A 26634-nucleotide genomic window follows, 5' to 3' on the forward strand; every position below is an offset into this window, starting at 1 on the left:
ACCTATGAAAAACAATTTTAAAAGAAATTTACTAATTAGCTCAATGGTTTCGTTACTGGTCTTAACAATCAGTTCTACTGCTTCTTATCTAAGCATCAAAAATTTGCTGAAAAGTAATTTCTGGGTCAATCATACCCAGGATGTGATTTACAATTTAAATCAGGGAGCCTACCTCGTTACAGATGCCCAAACCCGGATGCGCGGCTACCTGATCAGTGGTGATGAACAATTTGTAAGAGCATATAATGAGTCTGAATCCGAATCAAATACATATTTTGAAAAGCTTGATGAACTGACCGGCGATAATCCGGCACAACAAAAATTGCTAAAGGATTTAAAGCCGCTGAGAGCCAATTTCTTTAAATACCTGAACAATCAGATTGTAAAAAAGCGTCTGGGGAAAAACAGTGTTGCTTTTGACCTTGAAGAAGGGAAAAAGATGATGGACGAATTGAGAACGTATTTCAAGCGCATCGAACAAAGCGAACAGATTCTTTTAAAAGAACGAAATGAAACTTCAGACCAGTACGGAACCTACAGTATCATCCTGATTGTGTTCGCTTTTGTTATTGCCTTTATCATTTCGATTGTATTTTTAATCCGGATTTTAAAAGATTTTAATGAACGTTCAGCGCTTCAGCATGAGCTGGAAAATAAAGACAGGGAAACAGCCGAAAGAATTGCCGCGATCAGCACTATTGCTACCAACATTTCCAGTGGGAATTACGATATCAAAGTAGAAGATACTAAGACGGATGCGCTTGGAAGCGTTGGGGAATCATTAAATAATATGAGTTCTTCCTTAAAATCTTCCTTCAGTTTATTATCAGAAAAAGAATGGCTGCAGGCGGGAATTGCCAAGCTTAATAATGTGATGCTGGGTGATAAAACACTGAATCAGTTATCCAAAGATGTTATTGAATTTTTATGTACCTATACCAACAGTAGTGCCGGTGTCATGTATATTCTGGAAGGAGACGAACTTTTTTCTAGTGCAGGATATAGCTATATACCGACAAAAAACAGAGAACGTATTCAGAAAGGGGACGGTTTGCTGGGACAGGCAATCGTTTCTGGTAAAATATTGGAATTGAAATCGTTGTCATCTGATTTTATTCACATTAATTATGCACTGGGCGAAATAAAACCTACTCATATTGTAGCAGTTCCTTTAATCGATCTCAGAATAGAAGGAGCAATCGAATTAGCCAGTATTTACGGCTTCTCTGACCTTCACCTGGAATTCCTGAGAATGGTAGGCAATAATATCGGTATTGCAATCAAATCAACCCAAAACCGTAAACGTGTTATGGAATTGCTGGAAGAAACACAGTCACAATCTGAAGAATTACGTATTCAGCACAGTGAACTGGAAGCAATTAATGCCGAACTGGAAGCACAGACGGAAAAATTGCAGGCTTCTGAAGAAGAATTAAGAGTACAGCAGGAAGAACTGGAACAAACCAATGAGGAACTTTCGGAACGCAGTGTTTTACTGGAAGAAAAAAATAATGAAATTCAGAAAAAATCAGAAGCGTTAGAACTGACCACACGCTACAAGTCTGAATTTTTGGCCAATATGTCACACGAATTAAGAACACCTCTAAACTCTATTTTGCTTTTAAGCCGATTATTATCAGAGAATAACAGCAAGGGCATGAATAATGAGGAAATTGAATTTGCAAAAGTAATCCAGAGTTCAGGAAACAGCTTACTGGGCTTAATCGATGAAATTCTTGATTTATCTAAAATTGAAGCCGGTAAAATGGAACTGGAATTTTTGGATGTTTCCACCAAAGAAATTACAGACAGCATGTCGAATTTATTCTCGTTTGTGGCAAAAGAGAAAAACATCGGTTTTGAAATTATTACAAAAGATGCTCCGATTGTCATTAAAACAGATAAAATGAGATTAGAGCAGATTCTTAAAAATCTAATTTCAAATGCCATCAAATTTACTGAAAAAGGGTCAGTAAGCCTGGAAATCAAAGTAAACGAAGATGACGATAAAATCATTTGTTTTATCGTAAAAGATACCGGAATCGGAATCCCGCTGGACAAACAGCCTTTAATTTTTGAAGCGTTCCAGCAGGCAGACGGCTCTACAAAACGCAAGTATGGAGGAACTGGTTTAGGACTATCCATCAGCAGGGAACTGGCAAAATTACTGCGAGGAGAGATTATCCTGCACAGTACAGAAGGAAAAGGAAGCAGTTTTACATTGTGTTTACCAGTTTTTGGGTCCTTAAGTAAAAAAGTAATAGTAGAGAAAACACCTCCTATAGAAATTTCCGAAGCGGAATCAGAAGAGTTGAAAAAAATCAAAAATAAATACATCTCGACTATTATTCCGGAGGAAATTGAAGACGACAGGGATGATATTTCAGAAGGGGACAAAGTAATTTTGATTGTGGAAGACGATCTTAATTTTGCAAAATCACTGTTAACATTCAGCAGAAAAAATGGTTACAAAGCAGTTATTTCCGTTCGTGGTGATTATGCCCTGAATTTTGCGATCATGTACAGACCTGTCGGAATTTTACTCGATATCGAACTGCCTGTCAAAAGCGGATGGGAAGTACTGGAGGAATTGAAAAACAACGGAAATACCAAACATATTCCGGTGCACATCATGTCCTCGCATAAACTGAAGCAGGAAAGTTTATTGAAAGGAGCTATCGATTTTCTGGATAAACCGGTTGCATTTGACCGAATTCCGGAAGTTTTCACACGAATAGAGCATATCATAAACAAAGAATCACAAAAGGTTTTAATTATTGAGGACAATCCGAAACACGCAAAAGCACTGGCTTTCTTTTTAGAAACGCATGACATTAATTCTGAAATTAAAAGTGAAGTTTCTGAAGGACTGGTTGCTTTAAACAAAAAAGAAATCGACTGTGTTATTCTTGACATGGGAATTCCGGATGCCCATGCTTATAAGATCTTAGATGGTGTTAAAAAGAATCCTGGCCTGGAAAACCTGCCGGTAATTGTATTTACAGGAAAAAGTTTATCCCTGAAAGAAGAAGTTAAAATTAAAAAATACGCAGATTCGATTATTGTCAAAACCGCCCATTCATACCAGAGAATGTTAGATGAAGTATCTTTGTTTTTACATTTGGTAGAAGAAACAAAAGGAGCAGACGGTAAAAAAGAAAGCCATAAAAAGCTTAATTTGCTGAATAATGTACTGCACGATAAAAAAGTACTGATTGTAGACGATGATGTTCGAAATATCTATTCGCTGACCAAAGCCCTGGAGATTTTTAAAATGAATGTCATCACAGCATTTGACGGAAATGAAGCAATCAAAATACTGGAAGAAAACCCGGATACGGATATCGTTCTTTTAGACATGATGATGCCCAATATGGATGGTTATGAAACGGCAGAAAAAATACGAACAATACCTAAATTTATTAACTTGCCACTAATCGCCGTGACGGCAAAAGCAATGACAGGAGACCGGGAAAAATGCATCAGGGCGGGTGCGTCGGATTACATTACCAAACCGGTTGATATAGACCAGTTATTGTCGTTGTTGCGTGTATGGTTATATGATAAATTTTAATGATAAAGGATTACGAAATGAGCAGAAAGAGAGTCTTAATTATTGATGATGATTCCAGAAATATTTTCGCTTTGGCGCATACACTGAAAGTTAAGTCATTTGATTGTATATCGTGCTTAAGTGCCGAAGAAGCATTAAAACTGTTACAGACAGAGGAGACGGTTGACGCCATCCTGATTGATATGATGATGCCCGAAATGGACGGTTATGAAGCTATTCCGCTAATAAAAAAAATACCTTCCAGAGAAGACACACTGATTGTTGCCGTAACGGCACAGGCCATGACCGGTGATAAGGAAAAATGCCTTGAAGCCGGTGCCGATGATTATGTTTCAAAACCTATTGATGTAGATAAACTGCTTAAAGCATTATCTAAAATTTGAATTTAGTATGATTGAAGATATTGAGTTAGAAACCCTTATAAATGATATTTACGAATATTATGGCTTCGATTTTGGGAGTTATTCAAGAGCATCTTTAAAAAGGCGTGTCAACAGGATATATCAGTTGGAAGGGTTTAAAAATTTTTATGAATTTCTGTCAAAGGTCAGGTACGATCCGGAATATTATAAAAATATGATTGACGAAATTACAGTAAATGTTACTGAAATGTTTCGTGATCCTGCTTTTTATAAGACGGTCAGAAATGAAATTTTGCCGCAGCTGGCGACAAAACCTTTCATTCGTTTGTGGCATGCAGGTTGTTCTACAGGTGAAGAAGTGTATTCTATGGCCATTATGCTCAAAGAGGCGGGACTTCTTCATAAATCGATTATTTATGCCACCGATATCAATTCGAAAGTTCTGGAAACGGCCAAAAAAGGAATTTTTCCCTTGCGGATGATGAAAGAATACTCCGAAAATTACCGTGATTCCGGAGGACAGGAAGATTTTTCTACTTATTATATTGCCAATTATGGTATCGCCAAATTCAATGAAGAATTAGCCGAAAAAATGGTTTTCTCCCAGCATAATCTGGTTTCAGACAATTCCTTTAATGAATTCGACTTTATTTTGTGCCGCAATGTTTTGATCTATTTTGATAATAATTTGCAAAAAAGAGTCATCAATTTATTTGACGAAAGTCTTGCAGTCCTGGGATTCTTAGCTTTAGGAACAAAAGAAACTATAAAATATTCTATATCTACTACTAAATATAAACAGTTAGAGAAAGAGAAGGTATGGCGGAAGATAAAATAAATGCAAAATGTAAAGTCGTTATTATCGGAGGTTCTGCAGGGAGTTTAAACGCTCTGATGCAAATTCTTCCGGAAATATCCGTTTTAAATTCTTTCGCCCTGGTAATTGTACTTCACAGAAGAGGTACAGACGATATGACGCTGGAAGAATTAATAAAAATAAAAACCGAAGTTCCGGTAAAAATAGTACAGGACAAAGAACCTATACTACCGGGGTTCTTATATGTGGCGCCGTCCAACTACCATTTATTGTTTGAAAAGAACGAGACGATTTCCCTGGATACCTCAGAGAAAGTAAACTACAGCCGCCCCAGTATCGATGTTTCTTTTGAATCTGCAGCTGAAATTTACGGAGACAGCCTGGTTGGAATTTTACTGTCAGGTTCCAACTCTGACGGCACGGAGGGATTAAAAATGATTCAGAAAGCCGGCGGAATAATCATTGTTCAGGACCCGGATTCGGCAGATATGCCTTTTATGCCCAGTAACGCCATAGTACACACTACACCGGATTATATTTTGAATACCGATGAAATCTTAAAATTTATTATTTCAATCAACAGTTAACCATTCTCCTAAAAATTATTATTCCATAACACTTTCATAAAACGATTTCAGGTTTTAATAACTAAAATTGCAGCTTGTAAACTTATATAAGCCCATTCATAAACTGTTGTGCCATGATTGTAAAAAATAGAATGCTCCTGCCGGAAAAATATGCCGTTCGTTTAATTTTTTTAGTCCTGCTTTTTTTCAATTATACCTTTTCAGCACAAAAGAAAACCAAACTGGATGGGGTTCAGGTAGCTTTTTTATCAGACGTGCATTTACAGGATTTGTTCGGAAAATTTTCGGATAATGAATACCGCGGAATTCTAAATCCGAAGACAGGAAAATATATGTTGCTTCGAACGATGGCTTCGCAATTGCATTCTACGCGAATCTTCAATGAAAATTACTTTGCTTTTATTGCTGCTCTAGATGATATCGCTAAGCGAAAAATAAAATATGTGGCACTTCCCGGCGATTATACAGATGATGGCCAGCCGATACATGTTCGCGGACTGGAAAAAATCTTATCGGAATACCGAAAAAAATACGGAATTGAATTTTTTATCACCACAGGAAATCACGATCCAGTTGGGCCATTCGCACACGAATCGGGGAAAGAGGACTTTTTAGGAAACGGAGGAAAAAATCAGCCGATTTACAGTAAACCCGAAATGTATAAACCTAATTTAGACCTGGAACAGCCTGTTGTCGTTACAGCCGATATAGCCAAAATGGGTTATTTGGGAATTACGGAAGGACTGAAAGATTTCGGATTTTATCCCAATAAAAAATATAAATTCTGGTCAACACCTTTTGCAGCTTATACCAGTCAGAATTATACCTATGCAAAAGCTGCTGAAGCCGCTTTATTGTCCAACAGAGTTTACAATGTAGCTCCCGGTTATGAAGTTCCCGATGTGAGTTATGTAGTAGAACCGGTTGAAGGACTTTGGTTAATGGCGATTGACGGAAATGTTTACATTCCGAAGAAAAATGCAACGACAGATCCAATAGACCCAAAGAATTATTCCGAAGCAAGCACGGGCTACAACAATGTGCTTTCGAACAAAAAACATTTAATAAAATGGGTAGCGGATATTTCACTTGAAGCGAAAAAACAAGGAAAAACCCTGATTGCTTTCAGTCATTTTCCCATGATTGATTTTAACGATGACGCTTCCGCGGAAATAAAAGAATTGCTGGGTCCAAACAAATGGCAGCTCAACCGGGTTCCGACAGAAGAAGTAGCGCAGGTTTTTGCCGATGCAGGACTGAAGATTCACTTCGGAGGACATATGCACATCAACGATACAGGAGTGCGGACTACCGCAAAAGGCAATACGCTGGTCAATATTCAGACACCTTCACTGGCAGCGTATATTCCGGCTTATAAATTACTGACGATTCAAAAAGATAATCTGGTCGATATCCAAACCATTACGATTGATAATGTTCCCCATTACGATGAACTTTTCGATTTGTACAAAACGGAATATCAGTTTCTCGAAAGTAAACACACCAAAGACATCTGGAATATTGACATCTTAAAAACGAAAAACTACCACGAGTTTACCGATTTCCACCTCAAAGAGCTGGTTCGTCTGCGTTTTTTAGCAGATGACTGGCCGGCAGCGTTCAAAGATTTTATACTCAAAGTAACCGGAGAAGATTTAGTGGTTTTGGCCAATATAAAATCAGATCAGGATTTTGATGCAATTCTCAAAAACAAAGAAAACTTCAAAACAGAATGGGCCGCCGCCGAACAAAAAACGGCTGCATTACTGGCTGAAAATAAGCTCAGAAAAGAAGATTTCAAAAACTGGACGGGCTATGATCTTCTGGTCGATTTTTACCGTTTCAGAAGCGCCGATGAATTAGCCTTAACAGATGTAGGAACAGAACGGGCCGGACAATATAAAATACTGTCACAGTTGTTTTCTGAGAACTACAAAGAAGAAACGATTTCAAAAGAAAAACCATTACAAAACCAAATGCGCCTTTTCCTGACGATCTTCAGTAAATTCATGCACGAAGTTCCGGCGGATCATTTTAGTGTTGATTTGAAAACGGGAAGGGTTAGGTAGTTTTCAGTCTCAGTTTACAGTCGTAGTTTGGAAACTGCAAACCGGGACTGCAAACCGGGACTTGTTTAACCGCAAGGCACGCAAAGTTCTTTTGTCTAGTTTGTGTTGAACAAACGCAAGGTGCGCAAGGCTTTGTCAATAATCTTGTTAAGCAGGTTTTAACCGCAAGGCACGTTAGAATTATAGCAAATTTTATGAAGTTTGTTTCACGCAGATTTTGCAGATTTTCTGCACAATTTTTGTCATTTCGACGAAGGAGAAATCTCATTTGCTGAATCCGTGTAGTATAACAAAACAGAACATAAAAAATCTGCAGAATCTGCAAAATCTGCGTGAGAAAAAAAAGAAAACCCAACACAAAAAATCAGGTTTCAGATTCAACCACAAAGTAGAACCTGAAACCTGAAACTAAAAAAAACTGAAACTATTTTACTCCATTAACAGGATTAACTCTGGCATAAGTTCCATCATCATATTTAATTTGATAAGGCGAATTAAAAAACGTACTTGGCAAATAATAATCGGTAGTAATGACCTGCGCTCCTGAAGCTTTTGCTGCTTCAAAATGCGAATAATCATTGGCTCTTGCTTCTTTGGTATCCGAATCGGCTCTGGTGCGTATAATATATCCTTTTTTAACAAGTTCCGCAATTTCAGGATCTGTGGAATTGTTTCTGAATAAAGCTGCTGCCTCGGGTTTTCCGGGTTCAGCATTTATAAAAACGGCGCGTCCTTTTAGGGACGGATGATTTAATGCGTACAAATCTCTTTTTGTGCCGTTGTTGTCCAGCAGGAATAGAAATCTTCCCTTTGCTTTTTTCAGTGTTGGCCAGTTGTTATGCAAAACCGCTTCTTCAAGCGTGCTGTATTTTCCTCTCACCATATCCGGTGTAATCAGTTTAGCGTTCCCTAATTCTTTACGGATTACTTTGTCTAAAGCATCAAATACTTCCGGCGTGAAATCTTCCGGTTTCGTTCCGAAGAAGTTGGCTTCTCCATCTTTAGGTTCCAGAGTAATAAAGACAGGAACATGACCTGGATTTGCATCCGACCATTTTTTAAGCTCCTGCAGACAGATTTCGAAAGTATAACAGGAAGTTCTGAAATCGATATCCGGCATGTGGAAAACCTTAAAACCCGGCTTATTCATCAATCCTTTCGGATCATACGCTTCTTGTGATTTTACGACGTCCAGTCCTTTTGGGTGCGCGTATTTTCCGCCTTTGGCATCCGCAAAAACATCGATTTCTAAATTGCGTAAGCCTTTATTCAGTTGTTCTGTTAAACCAATATGCGTGTATTGCAAACCTTTAAGGGAACGTGTGGTGTCTTTTGCCTGAATAAGATTGTATAAGTCCGTTTCGATAGCGTGTCTGTAGCTGTTGTGGGAACCAATGACTTGTAATTGGTTTATTTTCAGGTTTTCGTTTTGTATTTGTGCAGTGCATTGCAGGGTACCGGCAAGACATAATGCAAACAGGAGATGTTTCATAATTTGAATTGGTGATGTAATTGTAATTAGGATTAAAGGGCGAGGGGAGAAGAGCTGAGAATACTTCCTCTTTGGGTTTACTAATTTAAAAGTATCATCTGGTTTTTATGTTAGTTTAAAAAAAACAAATTGAAAACGGATTATCATTTCTTCGCTGAAAAAGTAGTATTAGTACAGCAAAAGAGTTTATTATTTAATTTAAAGTTAACCTTCAGGCAAAAAATATTGGTGTAACATTTTATTATTTTACAATATGAAACAGTCCCCAATATTGTTATGAAGAACCCTGAAATATTCGAAAAAACGTATACGGAATACTGGAAAAAATTAAATGCCTTTTCGTATACCATGACTCAGGATAAAGATTTGGCACAGAACATTGTTCAGGATGTTTTTGTTGACTTATGGGAGAGAAAAGACGACTTCAGTATTAATGCTATCGAACCTTATTTATTCCGTGCAGTCAAGAACCAGGTTTTTAAGCATTACCAGAACAACCGTTTTGACAAGACCATTCTGGAAGATAAATTCGAAGATTATATTATTGACAATTTCACCTCCATTGACCCTGAAGTTATGGACCTGCTTTATTCCTTATTAGACAAACTTCCCGAAAAAAGAAAAGAAGTTTTACTGATGTATAAATTTCAGGACATGTCCATCGACCAGATTGCTGCGGAACTTGGAATATCAAAACAAACCGTTAAAAACCAAATTTCTTCGGGTTTGAAACAACTGCGTGAAGGCCTGAAAGATCTGGCCTGGCTGGCACCTTACATCGTTTTGCATCAGAATTTTTTAAAATAACTTTCTGTTAATGGTTTCATAATATTTCCGGATAGTACGATTTCCGGTTTCCGGTACTTATAGATAACAATAAGTATTATGATAAAAAGAATCAAACACAGTTTAGGGTATCTTATAGATAAAAGTGCTCAGCATAAAACTTCAAAAGCAGAAGAAAATTTATTAGATCATTTTGCCTTTACTGAATTTAAAAAATCAAAATGGGATGAAGCTTCGATGGGCAATAGCGACGAAGTTTCCCAAAACATATATAAAGGGATTCAGCTTCGAATAGCGAAGAAGAAAAGTTTTAGTCCGTATTTGAAATATATGGCTGCTGCCAGTATTCTTTTTCTTGTTGGTTTAGGATTTTTTTATAAGCCGAATGCATCAATCGAAAAGCAATTAACATTTAAAACTGCATCATCTCCAAAATCAATCCGGTTAAGTGATGGTACGAAAATTTATCTGGCAGCAAATTCTTCTTTTCAATACCCTGCGCAGTTTAAGGGCGACGAAAGAAAAGTTTCCTTACTGAAGGGGAATGCTTTTTTTGACGTGGCAAAAGACAAAGAACATCCTTTTATTATTCACTCCGGACCAATCAAAACAAGGGTTGTCGGAACCTCTTTTCATATTCAGTTCTCCAAATCAAAATGTGAAGTGCTTGTCGTAACCGGAAAAGTAAATGTTTCAACCAAAGATCAGAGTGTGGATTTAGTTCCTAATGAAGAAGCCTTATTCCTGGGTAGAAAATTATCGAAGCTGCCAATCGATAAATCACTTTCAATCAATTGGTACAACACTGACATTACGCTTAATGAGGCAACATTAAAACAGGTAATTACCATTTTACAATACAAATACGGAGTCACCTTTTCATTTAAAAATGAAACTGTGCTAACCACGCCGGTGACTGTTTTTATAGAAAAGAATGCTTCACTCGATAGTGTCCTAAAACAAATAAACTATATCACAAACCTAAAATTCAACACCTATGACGGAATAATACAAGTGAATTAAAAAACAAAAAAAAGCAGTTGCTGAGAACAACTGCGATTAATAATTAAGTATCGAAAAACCAATAACTTAAATCATGTATTTTAAACGAATCAATTTAAATTTTCTAAAGAGAACTTTCTTTTTAGTTCTGGCAACACTATCCGTTCAAATCGGTTACAGTGCTACTACTCTTAAAAAATCAAATGTAAAAAATAAAATAGAAAAAGCAACTTTAGTTTCTATTTTTTCAAAATTGAGCCAGCAAACGGACTATAAATTTAGTTACGGACAAGCTATTATTGCTGATAACACAGTTTACACAGTAAATTATACGAACGAATCTGTAGCGGTAATTTTAAGCGATCTTTCTAAGAAAGCAAATTTCAATTACAACATCAACGGAAAATTAGTTTTAATTCAGAAAAGTACACCTTCAAAAATTTCAGACTCAGCAGAAAAAATTAGAATAAAAGGTAAAATTGTTGACGAAAACGGTGTGCCAATGCCTGGCGTAACGGTTTTAGAAACAGCCACTAAAAATGCTACCGTGACTAATTTTGACGGAGAATTTGAACTTTCTGTTACTGAAGGCAAAACGATCGAAGTTTCTTATTTAGGGTATCAAACGAAAACGGTTGGTGTACAACAGAATTTCATGACCATAAAATTAGAGCCAAATACCTCAGAATTGAGTGAAGTTGTGGTTGTAGGTTATGGTAAACAGTCTAAAAAAGACGTTACCGGAGCGGTAACACAATTAGAAGCGACTAATTTTAAACAAGGTGTAAACATCTCTGTAGATAATTTAATTCAGGGAAAAGTGGCCGGAGTTCGTGTGGTGAGTTCAAGCGGTGAGCCGGGAGCTGGTGTAAATGTTACGATTCGTGGAGTGGGATCGATCAGAAGCGGAAGTACACCTTTATTTGTTGTGGATGGTATGCCATTGTCTAATGATGATACAAGCCCTGCCGGAACTAATGTTGGTTTTGGAGGTTCAGCTGCAAAAAATCCATTAAACTTTTTGAATACAAGTGATATCGAATCGATTACAGTTCTTAAAGATGCATCTGCAGCGGCTATTTACGGAGCAAGAGGATCTAATGGAGTGGTATTGGTTACGACTAAAAAAGGATCTAAAGGCGAAGGAACATTAACGTTTGATTCTTATATGGGAGTTTCGAGTGTTGCTCATAAATTAGATGTTTTAGATGCAAACCAATATAGAAGTGCTATAAAAGATAAAGCATTTGATCATGGCGGAAACACAGACTGGCAGGATGTTATTTTTAGAAGTGCAATTACTAAAAATAATTCATTGTCTTTTGCTAAACAAACGGAGTCAGGCAACTACTATGCCTCTGTTGCACAAATGGATCAGGAAGGAATTATTCATAACAGTAATTTCAAACGTCTTTCAGGCAGAATTAATGCTGCCGAATCCTTTTTAGACAACAAACGTTTAAATATAAAACTGAATCTTACTGCGAGCCAGACTACAGATGATGGAGTTCCAACAAGTGATGACGGTGGTTCTAACGGACAATTGATCGTACATACTTTGATGGCTAATCCAACCAGATCCGTTTTTGATGCCAACGGAAAGTACACCAATTTTAATATGAACGCACATTATAACCCTGCTTATTTATTAAGTGTTTATGAAGATCAAACGCGTACGTTAAGAGTTTTAGGAAATCTGGAGGCTTCTTTCAGAATTATCAGCGGATTAGAATATAAATTAAATATTGGTATAGATCGTTCTACATCAGAAAGAAATACTACAATTTATCCCAACCTTACCGATTTAAACCCAAAAGGTAAATATGTTCAGAACAATCTGGATTCAAAAAATTCATTGATTGAACATTACCTAACTTATAGTAAGGCATTAGATAAACATAAATTTGAAGTTCTTGGCGGATTCTCTTATCAAAAATTTGAAAGATCAGGAACAAGTTTCAGTATTGATGGAATTTCAGCGCAGGGAGCAGGTGTAAAACCATCTATTAATCCAGGTTTTGCAGGAACGCAGTCTGGTACAACAGGTTATGCTCAGGAAAACGAATTGCAATCTTATTTCGGAAGATTAAATTACAGTTTTGATAATAAATACTTATTGACAGCTTCTATGAGAGCTGATGGTTCTACACGTTTTGGAGATAATAACAAATACGGTTATTTTCCTTCATTTGCTTTAGGATGGAATATTTCTAATGAAAATTTCCTGAAAGATTCTCAAACAATCAATAACCTAAAGCTTAGAGCAAGCTGGGGACAAACAGGAAATCAGGAAGTACCAAATAAACAAACTAAGGCCAGTTACTCTTTGGCTGGCCCGGACGGATATTATTTATATGATGATTTAAATCTTGTAAATGGTGTTTCTGTTTCCAGAACAGCAAATCCGGATTTAAAATGGGAAGTTGTTACACAATATAATTTAGGTCTTGATTTCAATTTATGGAATGACAAATTTTATGGAACTGTAGACTATTTTAATAAAACAACTACAGATGCTATTTTGTTTATAAATTCAACTCCTTTGAGTCAGACAAAATTTATCTGGACAAATATTGACGGTAAAATTGTTAATAAGGGTATTGAGATTACCCTGGGTTCTAAAATCATCGACAGCAAAGATTTCAGCTGGAATGTTGATGTGAACGGATCAACATTAAACAACAAAATTGAAAACTTACCGCTTTCAGAAATCTTAACAGGTGCTATTTCCGGTCCTGGACAATCAGGTGTTAATGCTAATATTTACAAAAGCGGTTACTCGGCTGGTTCATTCTATTTGTTAGAGCACACTGGTTTTGATCAAAATGGAGCAAACATATTTAAAGACCAGAATGGAGACGGTAAAATTGATAACAGCGACCGAATTATTATTGAAGGAGCTTTGCCAACTTTTTATTACGGTTTCAACAGTGATATGAGATATAAAAACTTTAGTTTTTCATTCTCAATTATTGGACAAACAGGCGGTTATTTGTTGAATAATACAGGATTGAATGCTTTAAATATTAACAACTTAGCATCAGATCGTAACGTGGCAACAGGATATTATGAGTCAGGCGCAAACCCAACAAACTCGCCAATTTTGTCTACACTTTTCCTGGAAAAGTCTGATTTTATAAGATTAAATGCGGCACGTATAGGTTACAATTTTGATTTGAAAGGATTGAACTGGATGAATGGCTTAACACTTTATATTACAGGAAATAACCTAATTACAATTACAAATTACACAGGATTTGATCCATTAGTAAACACTCCTAAAGCAACTGACGGAAACCAATCTATTGGTATTGATTACGCAGCTTATCCAACTTCGAGAACGTTCAGTTTAGGAGCAACTTTAAAATTATAAATTATGAAGACAAAGACATTTTTAAGCATAAAATTTTTAACATTATTCTCTTTTATTTTTCTTCTGAACAGCTGTACCGATCTGGATGAAGTTTTTTTAGATGAAATACCCGGAAATACAGTTTCAGATCCTGCGGGTTCGCTTGCTGCTGCTTATGACAGGTTGGGTGACGGAACTTTCGTTGATCATGGAGCCATTTTTGCCATGCAGGAATACACTACAGATGAAGCTATTTTACCAACTCGTGGAAGTGACTGGGGAGATGGCGGAAAATGGAGGGATATGCACGAATTTACCTGGAGCTCTACTAATTCAATCATTGTAGGTAACTGGGATTTATTAACAAATGGTATTACACGTTGTATAACAGCTATACAATCGGCTGAACAAAGTTCAATTCCTGAAAAGAAATTATTTTCTGCAGAAGCAAAAGCACTTATGGCTTTTTACACGTATACCACTTTGGATTTATACGGACAGGCTCCATATAAAGATCCAATGGATCCAAAAGCGACTTTGCAAATCCTAAAAGCAGATACTCAAATAGATAAATTAATTACAGATGTTGAGGCTTTACTTCCTGATTTAGCTGATATTGGAACGCAGAGAACCTATCACGGAAGATTTACAAAACAGGCAGCTTATGGTTTCTTAGCTACAATGTACTTAAACCGTGCAGTGTTTAAAGACCGTTATAATGCTGCGTCAAATTTTAATTTTAATGAACCTGCCGTATCTGGTACCGGAACAGATATGGACCGTGTCATTTATTACACCTCATTATTAATCGACTCAGGGAAATTTAGTCTGGAAAGTGATTTTTTCAAAAACTTTGCAAGAAATAATGAAAATGGTAAAGAGCTTATTTTTGCAATTTCCCAAAAAATAGATTATATCAGAAACGGTTCTAACAGTTTCGCCTATGTAAGTATGGAGCGTAACCAAAGAGCATCTGCAGCAAACAGAGGCACAAATGCTGCCTGTATCACTCCGGAATTCTATGCCTCATGGGCCGGTAATCACGATGATCCAAGATTTGAGCAGCATTACCAATATGCTGATGGTACCTGGTTTATGAATGATGGTACAGATGTAAGTGTTCCTGCAACTGACATCGTGCCTAAAAGTGCCAACCTGCCATGGTTTCATTTTAACAGAGGAATTCAGGCCGGACTTCAGTATGGGCCTATATTATTGCCTTCGGGATCTCTTGAAATGGTAGGAAACCGTATTAAAGTTTCTCCATTGTTTATGGAAAAAAGTACGGGTACAAGAATGAATTTTACGCCAACATTAACATTTGCAGATCCTAATAAATCTGTTTTTGCCCAAAATGAAATCAATCAGGGAGCACGTGTTTTTAAATATGAATTTGATCCGGAAGGAGGAAACGGTAACAGTAATGTTGATATTCCGTTGTTCCGTTTAGGTGGAATTTATGCCATGAGAGCAGAAGCTTATTTCAGAAAAGGAAGTACAGGTTTGGCGATGGACGATTTAAATAAATTGCGTACCAGCAGAACAAGAGAATCCTTATTTGCAAATGCTCCCGGAAAAGCGCTTACTTCTTTAGATGCAGAACAATTGTATAAAGAATTAGGTTTCGAATTGTACTGGGAATTGCAAAGAAGACCTGAAAGTATCCGTTTTGGCAAATTTGATCTGGCCGGAACTGCAAAAGCGGCTTCTCAGCCCTTCAGAAGATTATTTCCAATTCCACAAACCATTATCGATCAGAAAGTATTCAAACAAAATCAAGGATATAATTAAGTTTTCGTGTTAGTTTATTTTTACGTAAAAGCCTGTTCATTAATTTGAGCAGGCTTTTCTTTTTATCGAATTTTCGAATTTGAAACCGTTTAATCTTCCCAGCCGCAAAGTGTCAGTCCGTAGCCCTGAGCCTGGGAAACAGTTACTTTTGTCAATTCATGTCTGCAGGCCGTTAAACCGCGGCAATTTTCGTTATAATGATATTTTTTTGCTCCGACGGGACCACAGATATACACTTTGGTTTCCACAGGATGAAAAGAGGTCAGGAGCAGTAATAGCAAGAGTGGGGCATATCTCATAGGATGGTTTTGGAATTTTTAATCGACTATTAAAAAGTATTCATTGGCTTGATGATCTGTTGCCTTTAGTTTTCCCTGACCAATCCATTCGGTTTTGATTTCAATATCGGGAATAGTATCAAAACGCAGTATTCCCGCACCATTTTTCCCTTCTACATTAATGTTTCCAAAAACAGAATCACCTTGGGCACTGACGCCTTTGACATCATAGTTATACTCATAATGACCGGATTTGCCGGTGCGGTATTCGTATTGATAATCGGTATCAACATGATAGGTTTTCGCTTCTTCCGGCGTAATGATTTTCCGGTCATTGGCGGTAATGGCTTCTTTGTAGAAGGTATTTATTTTTGGGGGCTGTACCACTTTTTTGCAGCCGGTTAGCAGGGAAAGAAATAGAAAAGGAAAGAGTAGTTTTTTAATCATAATTTTCAGCTGTTAAGATGGAGTGTGGAACGATACATTAAAATGCATCAGGTTTTGTTTTTTGCGAAATTGATACCTTTTAAACCGATTATAAATATAGAGTTGAATACGATGCAACAGCTGCGTATTTATACCTGAATTTAAACAGTTTCAATTTTATCTTTTAGAATTATCCGTTCTTTTGATTATTTACTCAAATGTAAAACCAATAAAAATCAGGAGCTTATGGTAAACCGTAAATCGGGGATAGTTACGGGTTTTTTAGAATGGCTGCAAAAAAAAGAAGAGGATTATAAAATCCTCTTGATAAGTAGTTTTGCTTCAATATGCTGTAAATTAGTGCTGATTTTCCACTATAAAATCCCTGATGATTTTTTCCATATCAGAAGGTAAGCCCGCACTTTTGATTTCGAAATGTTTTACTTTCATTTCACTAAACCATTTGGTCCAGTAAGCTTTTATCACTTTCTCCTCATAGGGATTAGTTTTACCGGGATTAATTCCTAAAACAAGCACTTCCAGATTCGATAAATCATCGCCGGCTTTGATGAAACCATAATCCTCTTTTTGAAATTTTTGCTCCCAGTCTTTCGTATTCAGTCCATTTTTTCGAATAAAATCCGGCGTAATAAAAGTCGTTCGGTTGGCTTCTTTCATGATCGTGCTGTCGAAATACATGTACCCGTCTGTTAAAATGACCAGTATATTGCGGTCTCCCGTTTCAATGCATTGGTCTTTGACTTTGGTGTCAAAAAAACTCCAGATATCCGACCCGACAAAGTTATTGTCTTTTAGGGCCGATTCATAGATTTTTGAGGTTTGCGCCGCATAATTGGAGTCTATGGAATTCAGTAAATCCTTCGATGCATTATTTTTATCGATAACAATTTTCAGTTTTTGTGAAATCGAATTGATCTCCGGATCTTTTGGCTCGGGATTAAAAAACAATTGCATTTTATCATTGATCTGACGTATTCTTTTGGATTTTAAATGCTGTGTAAAAGCTTCCGAAACCGATTTAATGTATCCTAAATCCCTCTGGTAATATTCCATGGTCGGATTTGGATTTTTCTGCAGGCTAATCCGGTCCGATAAGTCCAGTAATATGCTAATGTTATAGTTTTCTGCGACAGGTTTTTTAGTTACGGTTTCTTTTTCGTCTTTATCACCATCGGGTTTGCAGGAAAAAGCAGAAACAAATAACAGGGAAACGGCGAGTGTTTTTAGTACGTTTTTCATAAAATTAATTTTTAAAATATACCAAATGCTGAAAATCCGGATCGGTTAAATTTAACTTACTCAGATGTTCTTCGGAATGAAGTTCACAGTTTTCCAATAATTCCGTTTTTTCTTTATGTGCCAGCGCTATTTCCGTATTGATGGCCTGAAACCAGCCTTCCTTGTATTGGTGATGGTAGTGCAGGTATTCTTTTACCGGAAATACAAATCCATCGATTTTGGACTGAAGTTCCGAGATTTTTCCGGTAATGGTAATCACCTGCTGTTTGAAGTCATTGGTTTTATTGATATAGTCTTTTTTTAATTTTTCCAGATCAAGAAGATTTTCTTTTTTACCTCTTATAAAAGCCCTGATTTTATCAATATTTTCAAATTCCTTCATCACAAAATCAAAAACAAGTCCCCAGATAATATAGACCACAAATCCGGCAAAAATGATCATCCAGAATTCGGCTTCACCCAGGGCGATATTTAAATTATACGGTGCCGAGTCTGTTGTTTTGTTAAACTCATAAATCTTCTTTTCGATCTGGTAAGCCAGCAGGGCATCAAACAAAAAAGTGGTCAGGAACAAAGCAATCATTCTGAAGACATTTTTAATTCCTTTTCCTTTCTGAACCATATGAATGACATAGCCTAATCCCATAAAAACAAACGGAATCGTAACCACGAGCACACCTTCAAGCCAGCTGGCCTTAAAGGAATTGGTCAGTGCATCCGCATCAAAAATTGCGGCTGTCAGGCTGTCATTGGCAAACTCTTTGAAAAAAGCAGAATAAGAAGCCGAAATATAAAAGACCAGTACGTAAAGCGTTATAGGAAGAAGCAAAAACAAACCGATATAAAACTGGGCTTTCAGGCCTTTTCCGTCTTCGATTCCGTATTTGTCAGGATTGCGTTTGACTTCAATAATTTCATTTTTGATCTGGTCAACACTATCATTGACATCCTGTTCTTTCTTTTCGTAAATGCCGATTGCCGCTTCACATTTCTTAAGCTCCGTTCTGTTTTTTTCCTGTTCTTCGCGATACGGCTGCTTCAGTCGGTCCTGTTCCAGTTTTTGTTTTCGGCACTGGTCTTCAAAACTCATATACAGGTTCTGGAGACAGGCTTTCAGTACAATAGGTTTTCCGGTTGCTTTAATAGAAGCTGCAAATCCGCTTTGGTAATAGGTGATTCTGATTTGCTCTCTGTCTTCTTCATTTTCCTGAAAAAGACTGAAGGGAGAATCCTCGGTTTTTTTAAGGCTGAATAGTTGTGTAAGTGATTTCATAAGCTAAGCATTTAATTGACTAATAATTTCTTCCTTTTGAATGTTTTTCTGCACACAATCAATGAGATAGTTCGATAAATCAGTGATGTTTTCGTCCAGGAAATTAAACTTCCTGCAATACTTCTTCAGCATATTCAATTCATCATCGGTAATTTTTCCGTCGGCCCAGATGATTCTTGTAAAATCATATAAGTATTCTATTCGTGTCGTCAGCTCTTCGGGAATAACAAATTCGCTATTCACCGGATTCTGGAAAAGTTTATCGAGTTCCTCTTTGGGAATGCCGCGTTCATCGGCAAAATGATACAGCATCTGAAGTTCTAATACATCAAACTGATCATCGGATAACGCCATTTGATATAATCTGAGGAAATGGCTTTTAAGTTCGATAGTCATAGTTGTTGGTTCGTTCATAATAATGTAAGTTGGGTTTAGTTCATTAATCTTTCGGCAATTTCTTCTGTTTCAATTATTAATTTAGAAGGAAGAATCATCTGTATCTTATTATTTATAGGGTTTTTAAAAATTTGAAAGTTTCCACGGCAATTTTGATATCGAAATAGAAATGCTTTTAATCCATTTTTAAAACCTTCTTTCTGAGTTATTTCAAATACATAATTGGAACACGATTTTTTAAAAATGCATCTTTTCCTTTTAGAAGGAGGAATGAGCTTCCAATACATTTGAATAACAAACAGGATTAAATGCTTCATTATTTTTGAAAAACAACCAGATGCGTGAAAAATGTTTGTGCAGGTTTTGCTCCAAATCCAAAACATCCTATTTCCTGATTAACAAAAGTTGTTATGTTTTCTACGCGGACGTAGCTCCAGCCTCTGTCGTTATGATGCTTTATCAGACTTTCTAATTGCTCCGCAATATGACCGTTGACATTTTTCTTAGGATCGATTGAAGCTGCGAATGGTACTACTTTGTATTCCATAATTTCTAATTTTTTAAAATTGTTAGATTATTTGATTTTTAATAATTCAAACTTAAACCTATTTAAAACCAGTATTTTACGGAAAACCATAATCCGGATTATTTTAAGTTCAGGCCATAAAAAAAGCCCCCGAAGGAGCTTGATAACGTGATAAGAGTAGAGTAATGAGATTAAATAATCCCCATATCTTTTGTAATCGACACCAGATGAATGGTATTATTCGCTTTAAAAAAATCTTTTAGTTTTGAAAGCCTTTTTTCGATAGCGCTTTTGCTATTGGGCTTCACCTCCAGGCTTTTAAAAATTTCTATAATTTCATCTTGTGAAGTACCCGATGCCAGGTGTTTTAAAATTTGAATATCCACATCGTCCATTTCGAAGTTATTTTTTTCCTGTAAGGCCGAAGCGACTTCTGGCGAAATAAAGGTCTGATCTGAAGAGGAGACAATATGAATGGCTTTTTTTAGTTCCTCAATACTGTTCAGGCTTTTTAGCACAAACGCATCAATCCCCGAATTGTCGAAAAGCGATTTAATACGATAACTTTTATCTTCGACAGAAAAAGCGATAATTTTAATATCAGGCTGTAAATCGCGCACTTTCTGAATCAGTTCGTCACCGTCTTTAATCTTTACTTCGCGATGCCCTGTTTTGAATGACAAATCACTAATCAGTAAATCATAAGGTTCATTTTGATTAATGGCGGCTCGCATTTTCAGAAATGCTTCATCACAATATTTGGAATGTTGAAAATTTACAATATTTAAATCTTTTAAGACTTGTTCAATTCCTAAACTGATGGTATCAACGTCTTCGGCTACAATTACTTTTTTAAACATACAGAGTTATTTAGGCATAGTTATTTTTACTTTAAAACCTTTTCCGGGTTCTGTATCAAAAATAATAGATCCTTTTATGGACAGAATACGGTTTTCCATATTTTGAAGGCCATTTTTAATAATTTTATTTTTATCGGTTCCTTTTCCGTTATCGGTGTAATTAATCAGGATAGAATTGTCATCAGTGTCAAACTTTACCATCACTACCGGGGCGCTGCTGTGTTTTTTCATATTGACCATTAATTCCTGTAAAACCCTGTAAATGGCTACTTTTTTCAAGTCGTCAATAGTTTCCCACTTGACATTTTCGATGCTGGTAATAATTACGTTTGTACCCGGACTGTTATAGGTCGAAAGCATTTCTTTTAAGTTGGCAGCATAATTTTGTTTGGTATCAATGGTATTGTTCTCTCTCGAAATTCTGCGCACCCGTGCATAAATATGATCCAGTTTCTGAATCAGGGTTTCCTTACTTTCGGTATCTAAGGATTGTGTCTGTGTAAAAGTCATTGCATTAAAAACATCATTGGCCAGTTCATCGTGAATATCTTTGGCAATTCTGGTTTCGGTGTCGTAGGCCGTTTTTATTTTTTCAATTCGACTTCGCTTTCTCAGGTAAAGAATGAAAAAGAAAAGGGCTGCAATGCCTATTATAAAAAAGATGCGTTGGTATTTTACTTCCTGCAGCGATAATAAGTTTTCAACCCGTTCTAACTTCAGTTTCTGATTTTCCTCTTTTTCCTTTTTGGAATCGTATTTAATCTTGGCAAATTTGTTTTTGAAATTGTTCCTGATTTTGATAATACTGTCGTTAATCACAATATATTTCTGGGCATATTGGGTACCCGAACCATTGGAAATTAAAAAAGACAATGCTTTCAGCCGCTCGTCAACACTATTGAATTTCGTAGCTAGCGCATAGGCATTTTGCGCATTTTGATTTGATTTTGCAAGATTAGTTCCGGAATAATATTCGGCTAAATGGAGATAGCTTTCAATGCTTCCGTAAGGGTCATCAATCTGTTTTCTTAAGGCAAGGCTCTCCTTCATAAATTCAAGCCCTTTGTCGTACGTTTCATTTTTAAAGTAAGCAAAACCCAGATTATCCAGCACCCTGGCTTTGCTTTTGTGGACTTCAGGCGACCTTTTATCTGTTATTTTGTCGCTTAAAATATTACTCTTTACTATGGATTCTAAAATAGCTATCGCCTCGGGATATTTTTTTTGGTTGATATAAACAACGGCAATGTTATTTAAAGGCGCTTGTTTCGATAATGGATCTTTCGAATCCTTAATGGCTTTTTTATAATAAAGAATGGCATCATCGTATAAGGAAAGTTCCTTATCGGCGATACCGAAAAAGTTATTGATCGCTACTGCGTAATTATTGTCATTTTTAAGGTAGGGCAGCGACTCGGTTAAGGTTTCCTTACTGCCATAATAATCGCCATTTATTTGCTGGATATAAGCCATCTGCATCAAATTGTAGACAATATTGGCGCTGTCCTTATAGGTTTCGAATGTTATTTTTGATTTATTAAAGTAATAGAAAGCACTATTAAAGTTGCTTTTTTGTAAATTGGAAAAGCCCTTCTCCTGAAGTATTTTGGCTTCTTTGGTGAAGAGGGTAGGATCAACCGGTGTAGTGGTATGCTCCTTGCAGGAAAGCAAAAAGAGAAAAAGGAATAAATACAAAATCGGGGACCGTAGCATGATAGTTACTTTCCCCGAAATTACTAATTAATACTAAAAATAGTACCTAAAATAAAAATATTATTTTGGTGGCGGTAAAACAATTACCGGCTGGTCACCAGGTCCGTCGGCATAAGAAGGTACCGGATCAATTTTCTTTTGGGTTTCTTTGGTCACCGGAGTATCTAATTCGTCTGCTGTGCAGGAAAATAATGTAGTTGTAAAAAGTGCGAATGTTCCCACTATGATTAATTTTTTCATCTTGAAAGAATTTAAAATTGACATAGGTATGGCCGTCCGGATTCCATCCAGAACTTGTAAACAATACCTAAGAGGTTGGGAAGTGAAGTGCGTAGAACTATAAGATTTTCATCTATACTTCCCGGATAAATTCCGTCTTACGGTTTTCCGCACTTTTTAATTGAACTAGTTTTGTACATTTGTTTTTGACCTGCAGATCAAAACGTTAACTAATTTGATATGGCAAAGATGCGACGGTTACAAACGATTGTTTATACGGAGTTCCGGGAGTTCCGATATATTTTTTTAAAGTCTGAAGAAGTCTGAAGAATTCCTGAAAATTCCTGAAAAGTACTAATGTAAATTCTTGAAAATTTGAAGAGCCTATGTGTAACAATACCTTTTTTGAGTACTATAGAAAAGCTATAAAAGAAAAATATGAGATAGAAAGAAAGGGAGATTACTCTAATAATTTAAATCCTCCCACTGTAGCAAATCTTAGAAATCTCTGTATGAAAAGATTTAGGTCAGATACTATTACTATTGATGATTTAAATACATTTAAATCTTTTTTTGAATTTGAATTTGATGGTCTAAAGAGAAATTTGATTACAGGAAGGGATTTGAATAAATTTAGAGCGATTGGTGATTTTTTTAGAGGAGAAACAATTCAGCCGCTAGAGGATACAATTCATTTTTCTGCTATTTTATTAGATTTTCAGCCCAGACCATTTAAAAAATTTAAGAAAGTTATGGACGGGAAAAGCGAAGATGAAATAATGAAAGAATTAAAATTAAATAATGATTATACTAATGAAGAGGAGAATATAGACGAAGTAGATAATAAAAATGGAGAGACGATCAAAGAATTAGACAAGGATATTTTTAATAGTCAAGGACAGAATTTACTAGCAGTAAACAAATATCCCAAAAGCACATTTTTTGAAATATTATTAAAAAAATCAAAAAATGAAACTGCAAGATTTGTTGGAGTTATTTTATTATTTACAACAATATACTTTACATTTCTTAAGAAAGATTATATGCAATGGTCTAAAGATCATTATGAAGTTGTCAGTAATGAAGGAATTGAAGGAAACCCAAATGAAATAATTCAATATGACAAACATCTTTTGGATTTTAAAAAGATACCAGTTTGCGATACAACGACTTGGTTTGTAAATGGGAAATCTATTGTTTGGTATGCAAAAACCGATAATGAAGTAGATTTTTTTACCACATGCGGAAATGGAAGGCATCCTGTAAGTGGCAGTACGACAAAACCTGTAACATATTATATTTTTGATAAATACAAAAAACCATGCAGTTTAAAATAAAAAAAGAGCGGATATACCAAACAGTATATCCGCTCCTTTTTTTTCGCCAATCTAAACCCGACAGGTTTTAAAAACCTGTCGGGTTTGTCGCCATGTGTAATGTTATATTTTAAATTGTTTATAGATAGAATGAGATGCTATCCCACAATTCACCACCGTTTATAGGAATGAGTTGTCTCTTTATCTACTGCTGTCATCACAAGCTTAAAAAATGCAAAAAACCATGTGGCTCAAAATAAAAAGAGCGGATATACTCCTTAGTATATCCGGTCTTTTTATCTAATTATTTAAGAAAAATTCGTGCTAATTCGTGTAATTCGTGGCAAACTTTTTTACCCCACAATCTCCCCGCCATTAATATGAATAAACTGCCCCGTAATATAGCTGCTGTCTTCGCAGGCCAGGAAAACGTAGGCAGGTGCCACTTCAGAGGGCTGTCCGGCTCTACCCATTGGATTGTCTTTTCCGAAATCGGAGAGTTTATCGAAACTTGCTACAATAAGCGGTGTCCAGATAGGCCCCGGAGCTACTCCGTTGACCCGTATTTTTTTTGGAGCCAGCATAGTCGAAAGTGATCTTGTAAAGCTCACGATGGCACCTTTAGTACTCGCATAATCCACCAGATGCTCACTGCCGCGGTAAGCGGTCACGGAGCTGGTATTGATAATCGTATCTCCTTCTTTTAAGAAAGGCAAAGCGGCCTTTGTAATGTAGAAATACGGATAAATATTCGTCTCGAATGTTTTCTGAAGCTGGGAAGGCGTAATTTTTTCCAGTTCAGTCTGCGGAAACTGCACAGCGGCATTGTTGACAATAATATTGATTTTTTTAAACAGTGTCTGACACTTCTTTATAGCCGATTTGCAGAACTTCTCGTCTTTCAAATCACCACTGATCAGCAGACATTGCTGACCTTCTTTTTCGATAAGTGCTTTCGTTTCAAGCGCATCTTTATCTTCTTTCAGGTATACAATCGCAATATTGGCACCTTCACGCGCAAAATGCACAGCGACACTACGGCCAATTCCGCTGTCACCGCCCGTTATAAAGGCAGTTTTTCCGAATAGCTTTCCGCTTCCTGTATAGTTCTCCCGAATGATCTCAGGTTCTGGATTCATTTTATGCTCATTACCGGGAAGTTCTTGTTTTTGCTCAGGAAATTTTTTTGGCTTCTTTTCCATGATCCATCATTTTTGAGTTATTAATTATTATCTAAAGTATCTGATTTTTGAAAAAACAGTTAACCTGAAAGAATCAAAAAGTAACCCTATAAAATCTTTAAGTAGTTGGTAAATAGGGATTTTGTAAAATTATACGGAGATCCTATAATGAGGAAAACAGGAATTCAAATTATTTTTGATAGTCTTATAAGGACGAATGAATTAAGTTATAAGGATCGAAAAAAAATATCACGAATACACAGTACTAATTTTTAACTGAATGAAAAAATGATACATCAAATTGACACCACAGATAATATAGTGGCTTTCCGGGCATTAGCGGAAGTGACCAAAGAAGATTTTCAAAGCGTAGTTGTTCCTGCCGTTGAAAAATTAATAAATCAAACTAATGAAATTAATTTTTTACTGGTTTTGGATACCGACATACAAAATTTTACAGCAGGAGCATGGCTTCAGGATGCCATGCTTGGAATCAAGCATTTAGGAAAATGGAACAGGGCTGCCATTGTTTCAGACTCAGAGGAAATTATTTCTTTTACCAATGGTTTTAGCTATGTCGTTCCGGGAGAATTCCGTGGATTTAAAAAAGAAGCTTTTAATAAAGCGTTAAATTGGGTGGAAGGAAATATTAATTAGTCTTTTCAACCTTGTTTACAATAAAACAAAAAAAAAGCACTTCGTTTAGAAGTGCTTTTTTTTTTTAATGCTCGTAATAATTTCCGGTAATGTCTGTACTCTTATTTACATTTTCCAGTTTTTTGGACTTTATTTTTTTATAGACCGCTGAGGTCAGCAGGGGAATGGCAAGACCGGCTACAAATGCACCAGTTTTGGCATGTCCGGTTTTCTTTAAGGCAGCACCGATTATAAGGGAACCAACACCTGCCAAAACCAATTGTTTTGCAGAAATTTTGGAGTTATTTTGTTCTAAATGCGCTGTAGTTCCAACTAATAATGGATTAATGAAATTTGACATATTTTCAATTTTTAATTAAACATTTATAAAATCTGAAAGCCATTCAGATTCATTTTAAACTGTAAAGCTGTAATGATTATTGTCATTCCTTTTCTTTCAGTTCGTTTTATTTTTTGCAATACTATTTTTTAGTATCTGATTTTTGTTTCAGGTCCTTCACTTTATCGGAAGAAAGATGATTTGAATCATCGTCTGTGAATTCTTCGATGGTCTTGGTAGTATTATTCTTTCCTTTTGATTGATGAAGATTTTCTACCGTGTCTTTTTCCGGACAGTGGTCATTGTCAGGATCGTAATTCTTTTCTGTCATGACTATTAAATTTATAATTGGTGTGCACTAATTCAACTATCAAAAGT

At 36.2% G+C, this 26634-nt stretch carries 25 protein-coding genes; 11 read left to right on the forward strand and 14 right to left on the reverse strand.

The annotated features are described in order from the left end of the window. Nucleotides 1-4: 4 nt before the first annotated feature. The 5 genes from LPB89_RS05785 to LPB89_RS05805 all read left to right on the forward strand — a co-directional run bounded on the left by LPB89_RS05785 (nucleotide 5) and on the right by LPB89_RS05805 (nucleotide 7409). Nucleotides 5-3574 carry a response regulator gene (locus LPB89_RS05785; protein ID WP_230700822.1) on the forward strand — a complete coding sequence of 1190 codons (3570 nt, stop codon included), beginning with the start codon at nucleotides 5-7 and terminating at the stop codon, nucleotides 3572-3574. Nucleotides 3575-3591: 17 nt separating this feature from the next. Beyond that, a complete protein-coding gene (locus tag LPB89_RS05790) occupies nucleotides 3592-3957 on the forward strand; it encodes a response regulator (protein ID WP_230700823.1) in 366 nt (121 codons plus the stop codon). A 7-nt stretch (nucleotides 3958-3964) separates the two neighbouring features. After that, nucleotides 3965-4774 (forward strand): protein-glutamate O-methyltransferase CheR, encoded by an 810-nt coding sequence (locus tag LPB89_RS05795; RefSeq protein WP_230700824.1) that lies wholly within the window; start codon nucleotides 3965-3967, stop codon nucleotides 4772-4774. Continuing rightward, complete coding sequence (locus tag LPB89_RS05800; protein WP_230700825.1) at nucleotides 4756-5340, forward strand: chemotaxis protein CheB; 585 nt, start codon at nucleotides 4756-4758, stop codon at nucleotides 5338-5340. The genes LPB89_RS05795 and LPB89_RS05800 overlap by 19 nt, the downstream gene beginning before the upstream one ends. A gap of 113 nt (nucleotides 5341-5453) precedes the next feature. Continuing rightward, nucleotides 5454-7409 (forward strand): metallophosphoesterase, encoded by a 1956-nt coding sequence (locus tag LPB89_RS05805; RefSeq protein WP_230700826.1) that lies wholly within the window; start codon nucleotides 5454-5456, stop codon nucleotides 7407-7409. 424 nt (nucleotides 7410-7833) lie between these two features. On the opposite strand, the gene LPB89_RS05810 is transcribed toward LPB89_RS05805, so the two are convergent. Further along, nucleotides 7834-8901 (reverse strand): phosphatidylinositol-specific phospholipase C1-like protein, encoded by a 1068-nt coding sequence (locus LPB89_RS05810; RefSeq protein ID WP_230700827.1) that lies wholly within the window; start codon nucleotides 8899-8901, stop codon nucleotides 7834-7836. A gap of 276 nt (nucleotides 8902-9177) precedes the next feature. Between LPB89_RS05810 and LPB89_RS05815 the strand changes: the two genes are divergently transcribed. The 4 genes from LPB89_RS05815 (at nucleotide 9178) to LPB89_RS05830 (ending at nucleotide 15832) form a co-directional block, all read left to right on the forward strand. Then, nucleotides 9178-9708, forward strand: a complete 531-nt coding sequence (locus tag LPB89_RS05815; protein WP_230700828.1) for an RNA polymerase sigma-70 factor — start codon at nucleotides 9178-9180, stop codon at nucleotides 9706-9708. Between the two features lie 78 nt (nucleotides 9709-9786). Continuing rightward, on the forward strand, nucleotides 9787-10710 hold the full coding sequence (locus LPB89_RS05820; protein WP_230700829.1) for a FecR family protein: 924 nt from the start codon (nucleotides 9787-9789) through the stop codon (nucleotides 10708-10710). Nucleotides 10711-10783: 73 nt separating this feature from the next. Further along, a complete protein-coding gene (locus tag LPB89_RS05825; RefSeq protein WP_230700830.1) occupies nucleotides 10784-14062 on the forward strand; it encodes a TonB-dependent receptor in 3279 nt (1092 codons plus the stop codon). 3 nt (nucleotides 14063-14065) lie between these two features. Further along, nucleotides 14066-15832: a RagB/SusD family nutrient uptake outer membrane protein gene (locus LPB89_RS05830; protein WP_230700831.1), complete on the forward strand. Its 1767-nt coding sequence runs from the start codon at nucleotides 14066-14068 to the stop codon at nucleotides 15830-15832. Between the two features lie 89 nt (nucleotides 15833-15921). On the opposite strand, the gene LPB89_RS05835 is transcribed toward LPB89_RS05830, so the two are convergent. From LPB89_RS05835 to LPB89_RS05880, 10 genes are all read right to left on the reverse strand, one after another. Continuing rightward, entirely contained in the window at nucleotides 15922-16131 is a 210-nt protein-coding gene (locus LPB89_RS05835; RefSeq protein WP_230700832.1) for a hypothetical protein, read from the reverse strand. 18 nt (nucleotides 16132-16149) lie between these two features. Continuing rightward, nucleotides 16150-16557: a hypothetical protein gene (locus LPB89_RS05840; protein WP_230700833.1), complete on the reverse strand. Its 408-nt coding sequence runs from the start codon at nucleotides 16555-16557 to the stop codon at nucleotides 16150-16152. 336 nt (nucleotides 16558-16893) lie between these two features. Next, nucleotides 16894-17796: a hypothetical protein gene (locus LPB89_RS05845; RefSeq protein WP_230700834.1), complete on the reverse strand. Its 903-nt coding sequence runs from the start codon at nucleotides 17794-17796 to the stop codon at nucleotides 16894-16896. A gap of 4 nt (nucleotides 17797-17800) precedes the next feature. After that, a complete protein-coding gene (locus tag LPB89_RS05850; RefSeq protein ID WP_230700835.1) occupies nucleotides 17801-19069 on the reverse strand; it encodes an ABC transporter permease in 1269 nt (422 codons plus the stop codon). A 3-nt stretch (nucleotides 19070-19072) separates the two neighbouring features. Beyond that, nucleotides 19073-19483, reverse strand: a complete 411-nt coding sequence (locus tag LPB89_RS05855) for a hypothetical protein (protein WP_230700836.1) — start codon at nucleotides 19481-19483, stop codon at nucleotides 19073-19075. A gap of 17 nt (nucleotides 19484-19500) precedes the next feature. Further along, nucleotides 19501-19848, reverse strand: coding sequence for a membrane protein insertion efficiency factor YidD (gene yidD / locus LPB89_RS05860; RefSeq protein ID WP_370635473.1), 348 nt, complete (start codon nucleotides 19846-19848; stop codon nucleotides 19501-19503). Beyond that, a complete protein-coding gene (locus LPB89_RS05865; protein ID WP_230700837.1) occupies nucleotides 19782-20012 on the reverse strand; it encodes a hypothetical protein in 231 nt (76 codons plus the stop codon). Before LPB89_RS05865 ends, yidD begins: the two co-directional genes overlap by 67 nt. Nucleotides 20013-20182: 170 nt before the next feature. Further along, entirely contained in the window at nucleotides 20183-20851 is a 669-nt protein-coding gene (locus LPB89_RS05870) for a response regulator (RefSeq protein WP_230700838.1), read from the reverse strand. Nucleotides 20852-20857: 6 nt separating this feature from the next. Then, nucleotides 20858-22564 carry a tetratricopeptide repeat-containing sensor histidine kinase gene (locus LPB89_RS05875; RefSeq protein WP_230700839.1) on the reverse strand — a complete coding sequence of 569 codons (1707 nt, stop codon included), beginning with the start codon at nucleotides 22562-22564 and terminating at the stop codon, nucleotides 20858-20860. Between the two features lie 60 nt (nucleotides 22565-22624). Beyond that, entirely contained in the window at nucleotides 22625-22804 is a 180-nt protein-coding gene (locus LPB89_RS05880; protein ID WP_230700840.1) for a hypothetical protein, read from the reverse strand. A 365-nt stretch (nucleotides 22805-23169) separates the two neighbouring features. Here LPB89_RS05880 and LPB89_RS05885 point away from each other — a divergent pair, with 365 nt between their 5' ends. Continuing rightward, nucleotides 23170-24120, forward strand: a complete 951-nt coding sequence (locus LPB89_RS05885) for a hypothetical protein (RefSeq protein WP_230700841.1) — start codon at nucleotides 23170-23172, stop codon at nucleotides 24118-24120. A 332-nt stretch (nucleotides 24121-24452) separates the two neighbouring features. On the opposite strand, the gene LPB89_RS05890 is transcribed toward LPB89_RS05885, so the two are convergent. Continuing rightward, nucleotides 24453-25301, reverse strand: a complete 849-nt coding sequence (locus LPB89_RS05890; protein ID WP_230700842.1) for an SDR family oxidoreductase — start codon at nucleotides 25299-25301, stop codon at nucleotides 24453-24455. Between the two features lie 267 nt (nucleotides 25302-25568). Between LPB89_RS05890 and LPB89_RS05895 the strand changes: the two genes are divergently transcribed. Beyond that, the gene (locus LPB89_RS05895; protein ID WP_230700843.1) at nucleotides 25569-25937 is read left to right on the forward strand and encodes an STAS/SEC14 domain-containing protein; all 369 of its coding nucleotides are present in this window, start codon (nucleotides 25569-25571) and stop codon (nucleotides 25935-25937) included. Between the two features lie 64 nt (nucleotides 25938-26001). Here the strand turns inward: LPB89_RS05895 and LPB89_RS05900 are convergent, their stop codons facing one another. After that, a complete protein-coding gene (locus LPB89_RS05900; RefSeq protein ID WP_230700844.1) occupies nucleotides 26002-26277 on the reverse strand; it encodes a PrgI family protein in 276 nt (91 codons plus the stop codon). 121 nt (nucleotides 26278-26398) lie between these two features. Continuing rightward, entirely contained in the window at nucleotides 26399-26587 is a 189-nt protein-coding gene (locus tag LPB89_RS05905; protein WP_230700845.1) for a hypothetical protein, read from the reverse strand. Nucleotides 26588-26634 lie beyond the last annotated feature (47 nt).

The sequence above is a fragment of the Flavobacterium sp. ENC genome (genome assembly GCF_020991415.1).
Lineage (GTDB): Bacteria > Bacteroidota > Bacteroidia > Flavobacteriales > Flavobacteriaceae > Flavobacterium.

Bases quoted from the DNA above. Each gene is read 5' to 3' on its own strand.
- LPB89_RS05820 (WP_230700829.1), top strand. From the start codon at position 9,787: ATGATAAAAAGAATCAAACACAGTTTAGGGTATCTTATAGATAAAAGT.
- LPB89_RS05815 (WP_230700828.1), top strand. From the start codon at position 9,178: ATGAAGAACCCTGAAATATTCGAAAAAACGTATACGGAATACTGGAAA.
- LPB89_RS05855 (WP_230700836.1), bottom strand. From the start codon at position 19,483: ATGAACGAACCAACAACTATGACTATCGAACTTAAAAGCCATTTCCTC.
- LPB89_RS05795 (WP_230700824.1), top strand. From the start codon at position 3,965: ATGATTGAAGATATTGAGTTAGAAACCCTTATAAATGATATTTACGAA.
- LPB89_RS05905 (WP_230700845.1), bottom strand. From the start codon at position 26,587: ATGACAGAAAAGAATTACGATCCTGACAATGACCACTGTCCGGAAAAA.
- LPB89_RS05870 (WP_230700838.1), bottom strand. From the start codon at position 20,851: ATGTTTAAAAAAGTAATTGTAGCCGAAGACGTTGATACCATCAGTTTA.
- LPB89_RS05790 (WP_230700823.1), top strand. From the start codon at position 3,592: ATGAGCAGAAAGAGAGTCTTAATTATTGATGATGATTCCAGAAATATT.
- LPB89_RS05810 (WP_230700827.1), bottom strand. From the start codon at position 8,901: ATGAAACATCTCCTGTTTGCATTATGTCTTGCCGGTACCCTGCAATGC.
- LPB89_RS05845 (WP_230700834.1), bottom strand. From the start codon at position 17,796: ATGAAAAACGTACTAAAAACACTCGCCGTTTCCCTGTTATTTGTTTCT.
- LPB89_RS05850 (WP_230700835.1), bottom strand. From the start codon at position 19,069: ATGAAATCACTTACACAACTATTCAGCCTTAAAAAAACCGAGGATTCT.
- LPB89_RS05890 (WP_230700842.1), bottom strand. From the start codon at position 25,301: ATGGAAAAGAAGCCAAAAAAATTTCCTGAGCAAAAACAAGAACTTCCC.
- LPB89_RS05830 (WP_230700831.1), top strand. From the start codon at position 14,066: ATGAAGACAAAGACATTTTTAAGCATAAAATTTTTAACATTATTCTCT.
- LPB89_RS05875 (WP_230700839.1), bottom strand. From the start codon at position 22,564: ATGCTACGGTCCCCGATTTTGTATTTATTCCTTTTTCTCTTTTTGCTT.
- LPB89_RS05880 (WP_230700840.1), bottom strand. From the start codon at position 22,804: ATGAAAAAATTAATCATAGTGGGAACATTCGCACTTTTTACAACTACA.
- LPB89_RS05835 (WP_230700832.1), bottom strand. From the start codon at position 16,131: ATGAGATATGCCCCACTCTTGCTATTACTGCTCCTGACCTCTTTTCAT.
- LPB89_RS05825 (WP_230700830.1), top strand. From the start codon at position 10,784: ATGTATTTTAAACGAATCAATTTAAATTTTCTAAAGAGAACTTTCTTT.
- LPB89_RS05805 (WP_230700826.1), top strand. From the start codon at position 5,454: ATGATTGTAAAAAATAGAATGCTCCTGCCGGAAAAATATGCCGTTCGT.
- LPB89_RS05885 (WP_230700841.1), top strand. From the start codon at position 23,170: ATGTGTAACAATACCTTTTTTGAGTACTATAGAAAAGCTATAAAAGAA.
- yidD (WP_370635473.1), bottom strand. From the start codon at position 19,848: ATGTTTTGGATTTGGAGCAAAACCTGCACAAACATTTTTCACGCATCT.
- LPB89_RS05895 (WP_230700843.1), top strand. From the start codon at position 25,569: ATGATACATCAAATTGACACCACAGATAATATAGTGGCTTTCCGGGCA.
- LPB89_RS05785 (WP_230700822.1), top strand. From the start codon at position 5: ATGAAAAACAATTTTAAAAGAAATTTACTAATTAGCTCAATGGTTTCG.
- LPB89_RS05800 (WP_230700825.1), top strand. From the start codon at position 4,756: ATGGCGGAAGATAAAATAAATGCAAAATGTAAAGTCGTTATTATCGGA.
- LPB89_RS05900 (WP_230700844.1), bottom strand. From the start codon at position 26,277: ATGTCAAATTTCATTAATCCATTATTAGTTGGAACTACAGCGCATTTA.
- LPB89_RS05840 (WP_230700833.1), bottom strand. From the start codon at position 16,557: ATGATTAAAAAACTACTCTTTCCTTTTCTATTTCTTTCCCTGCTAACC.
- LPB89_RS05865 (WP_230700837.1), bottom strand. From the start codon at position 20,012: ATGGAATACAAAGTAGTACCATTCGCAGCTTCAATCGATCCTAAGAAA.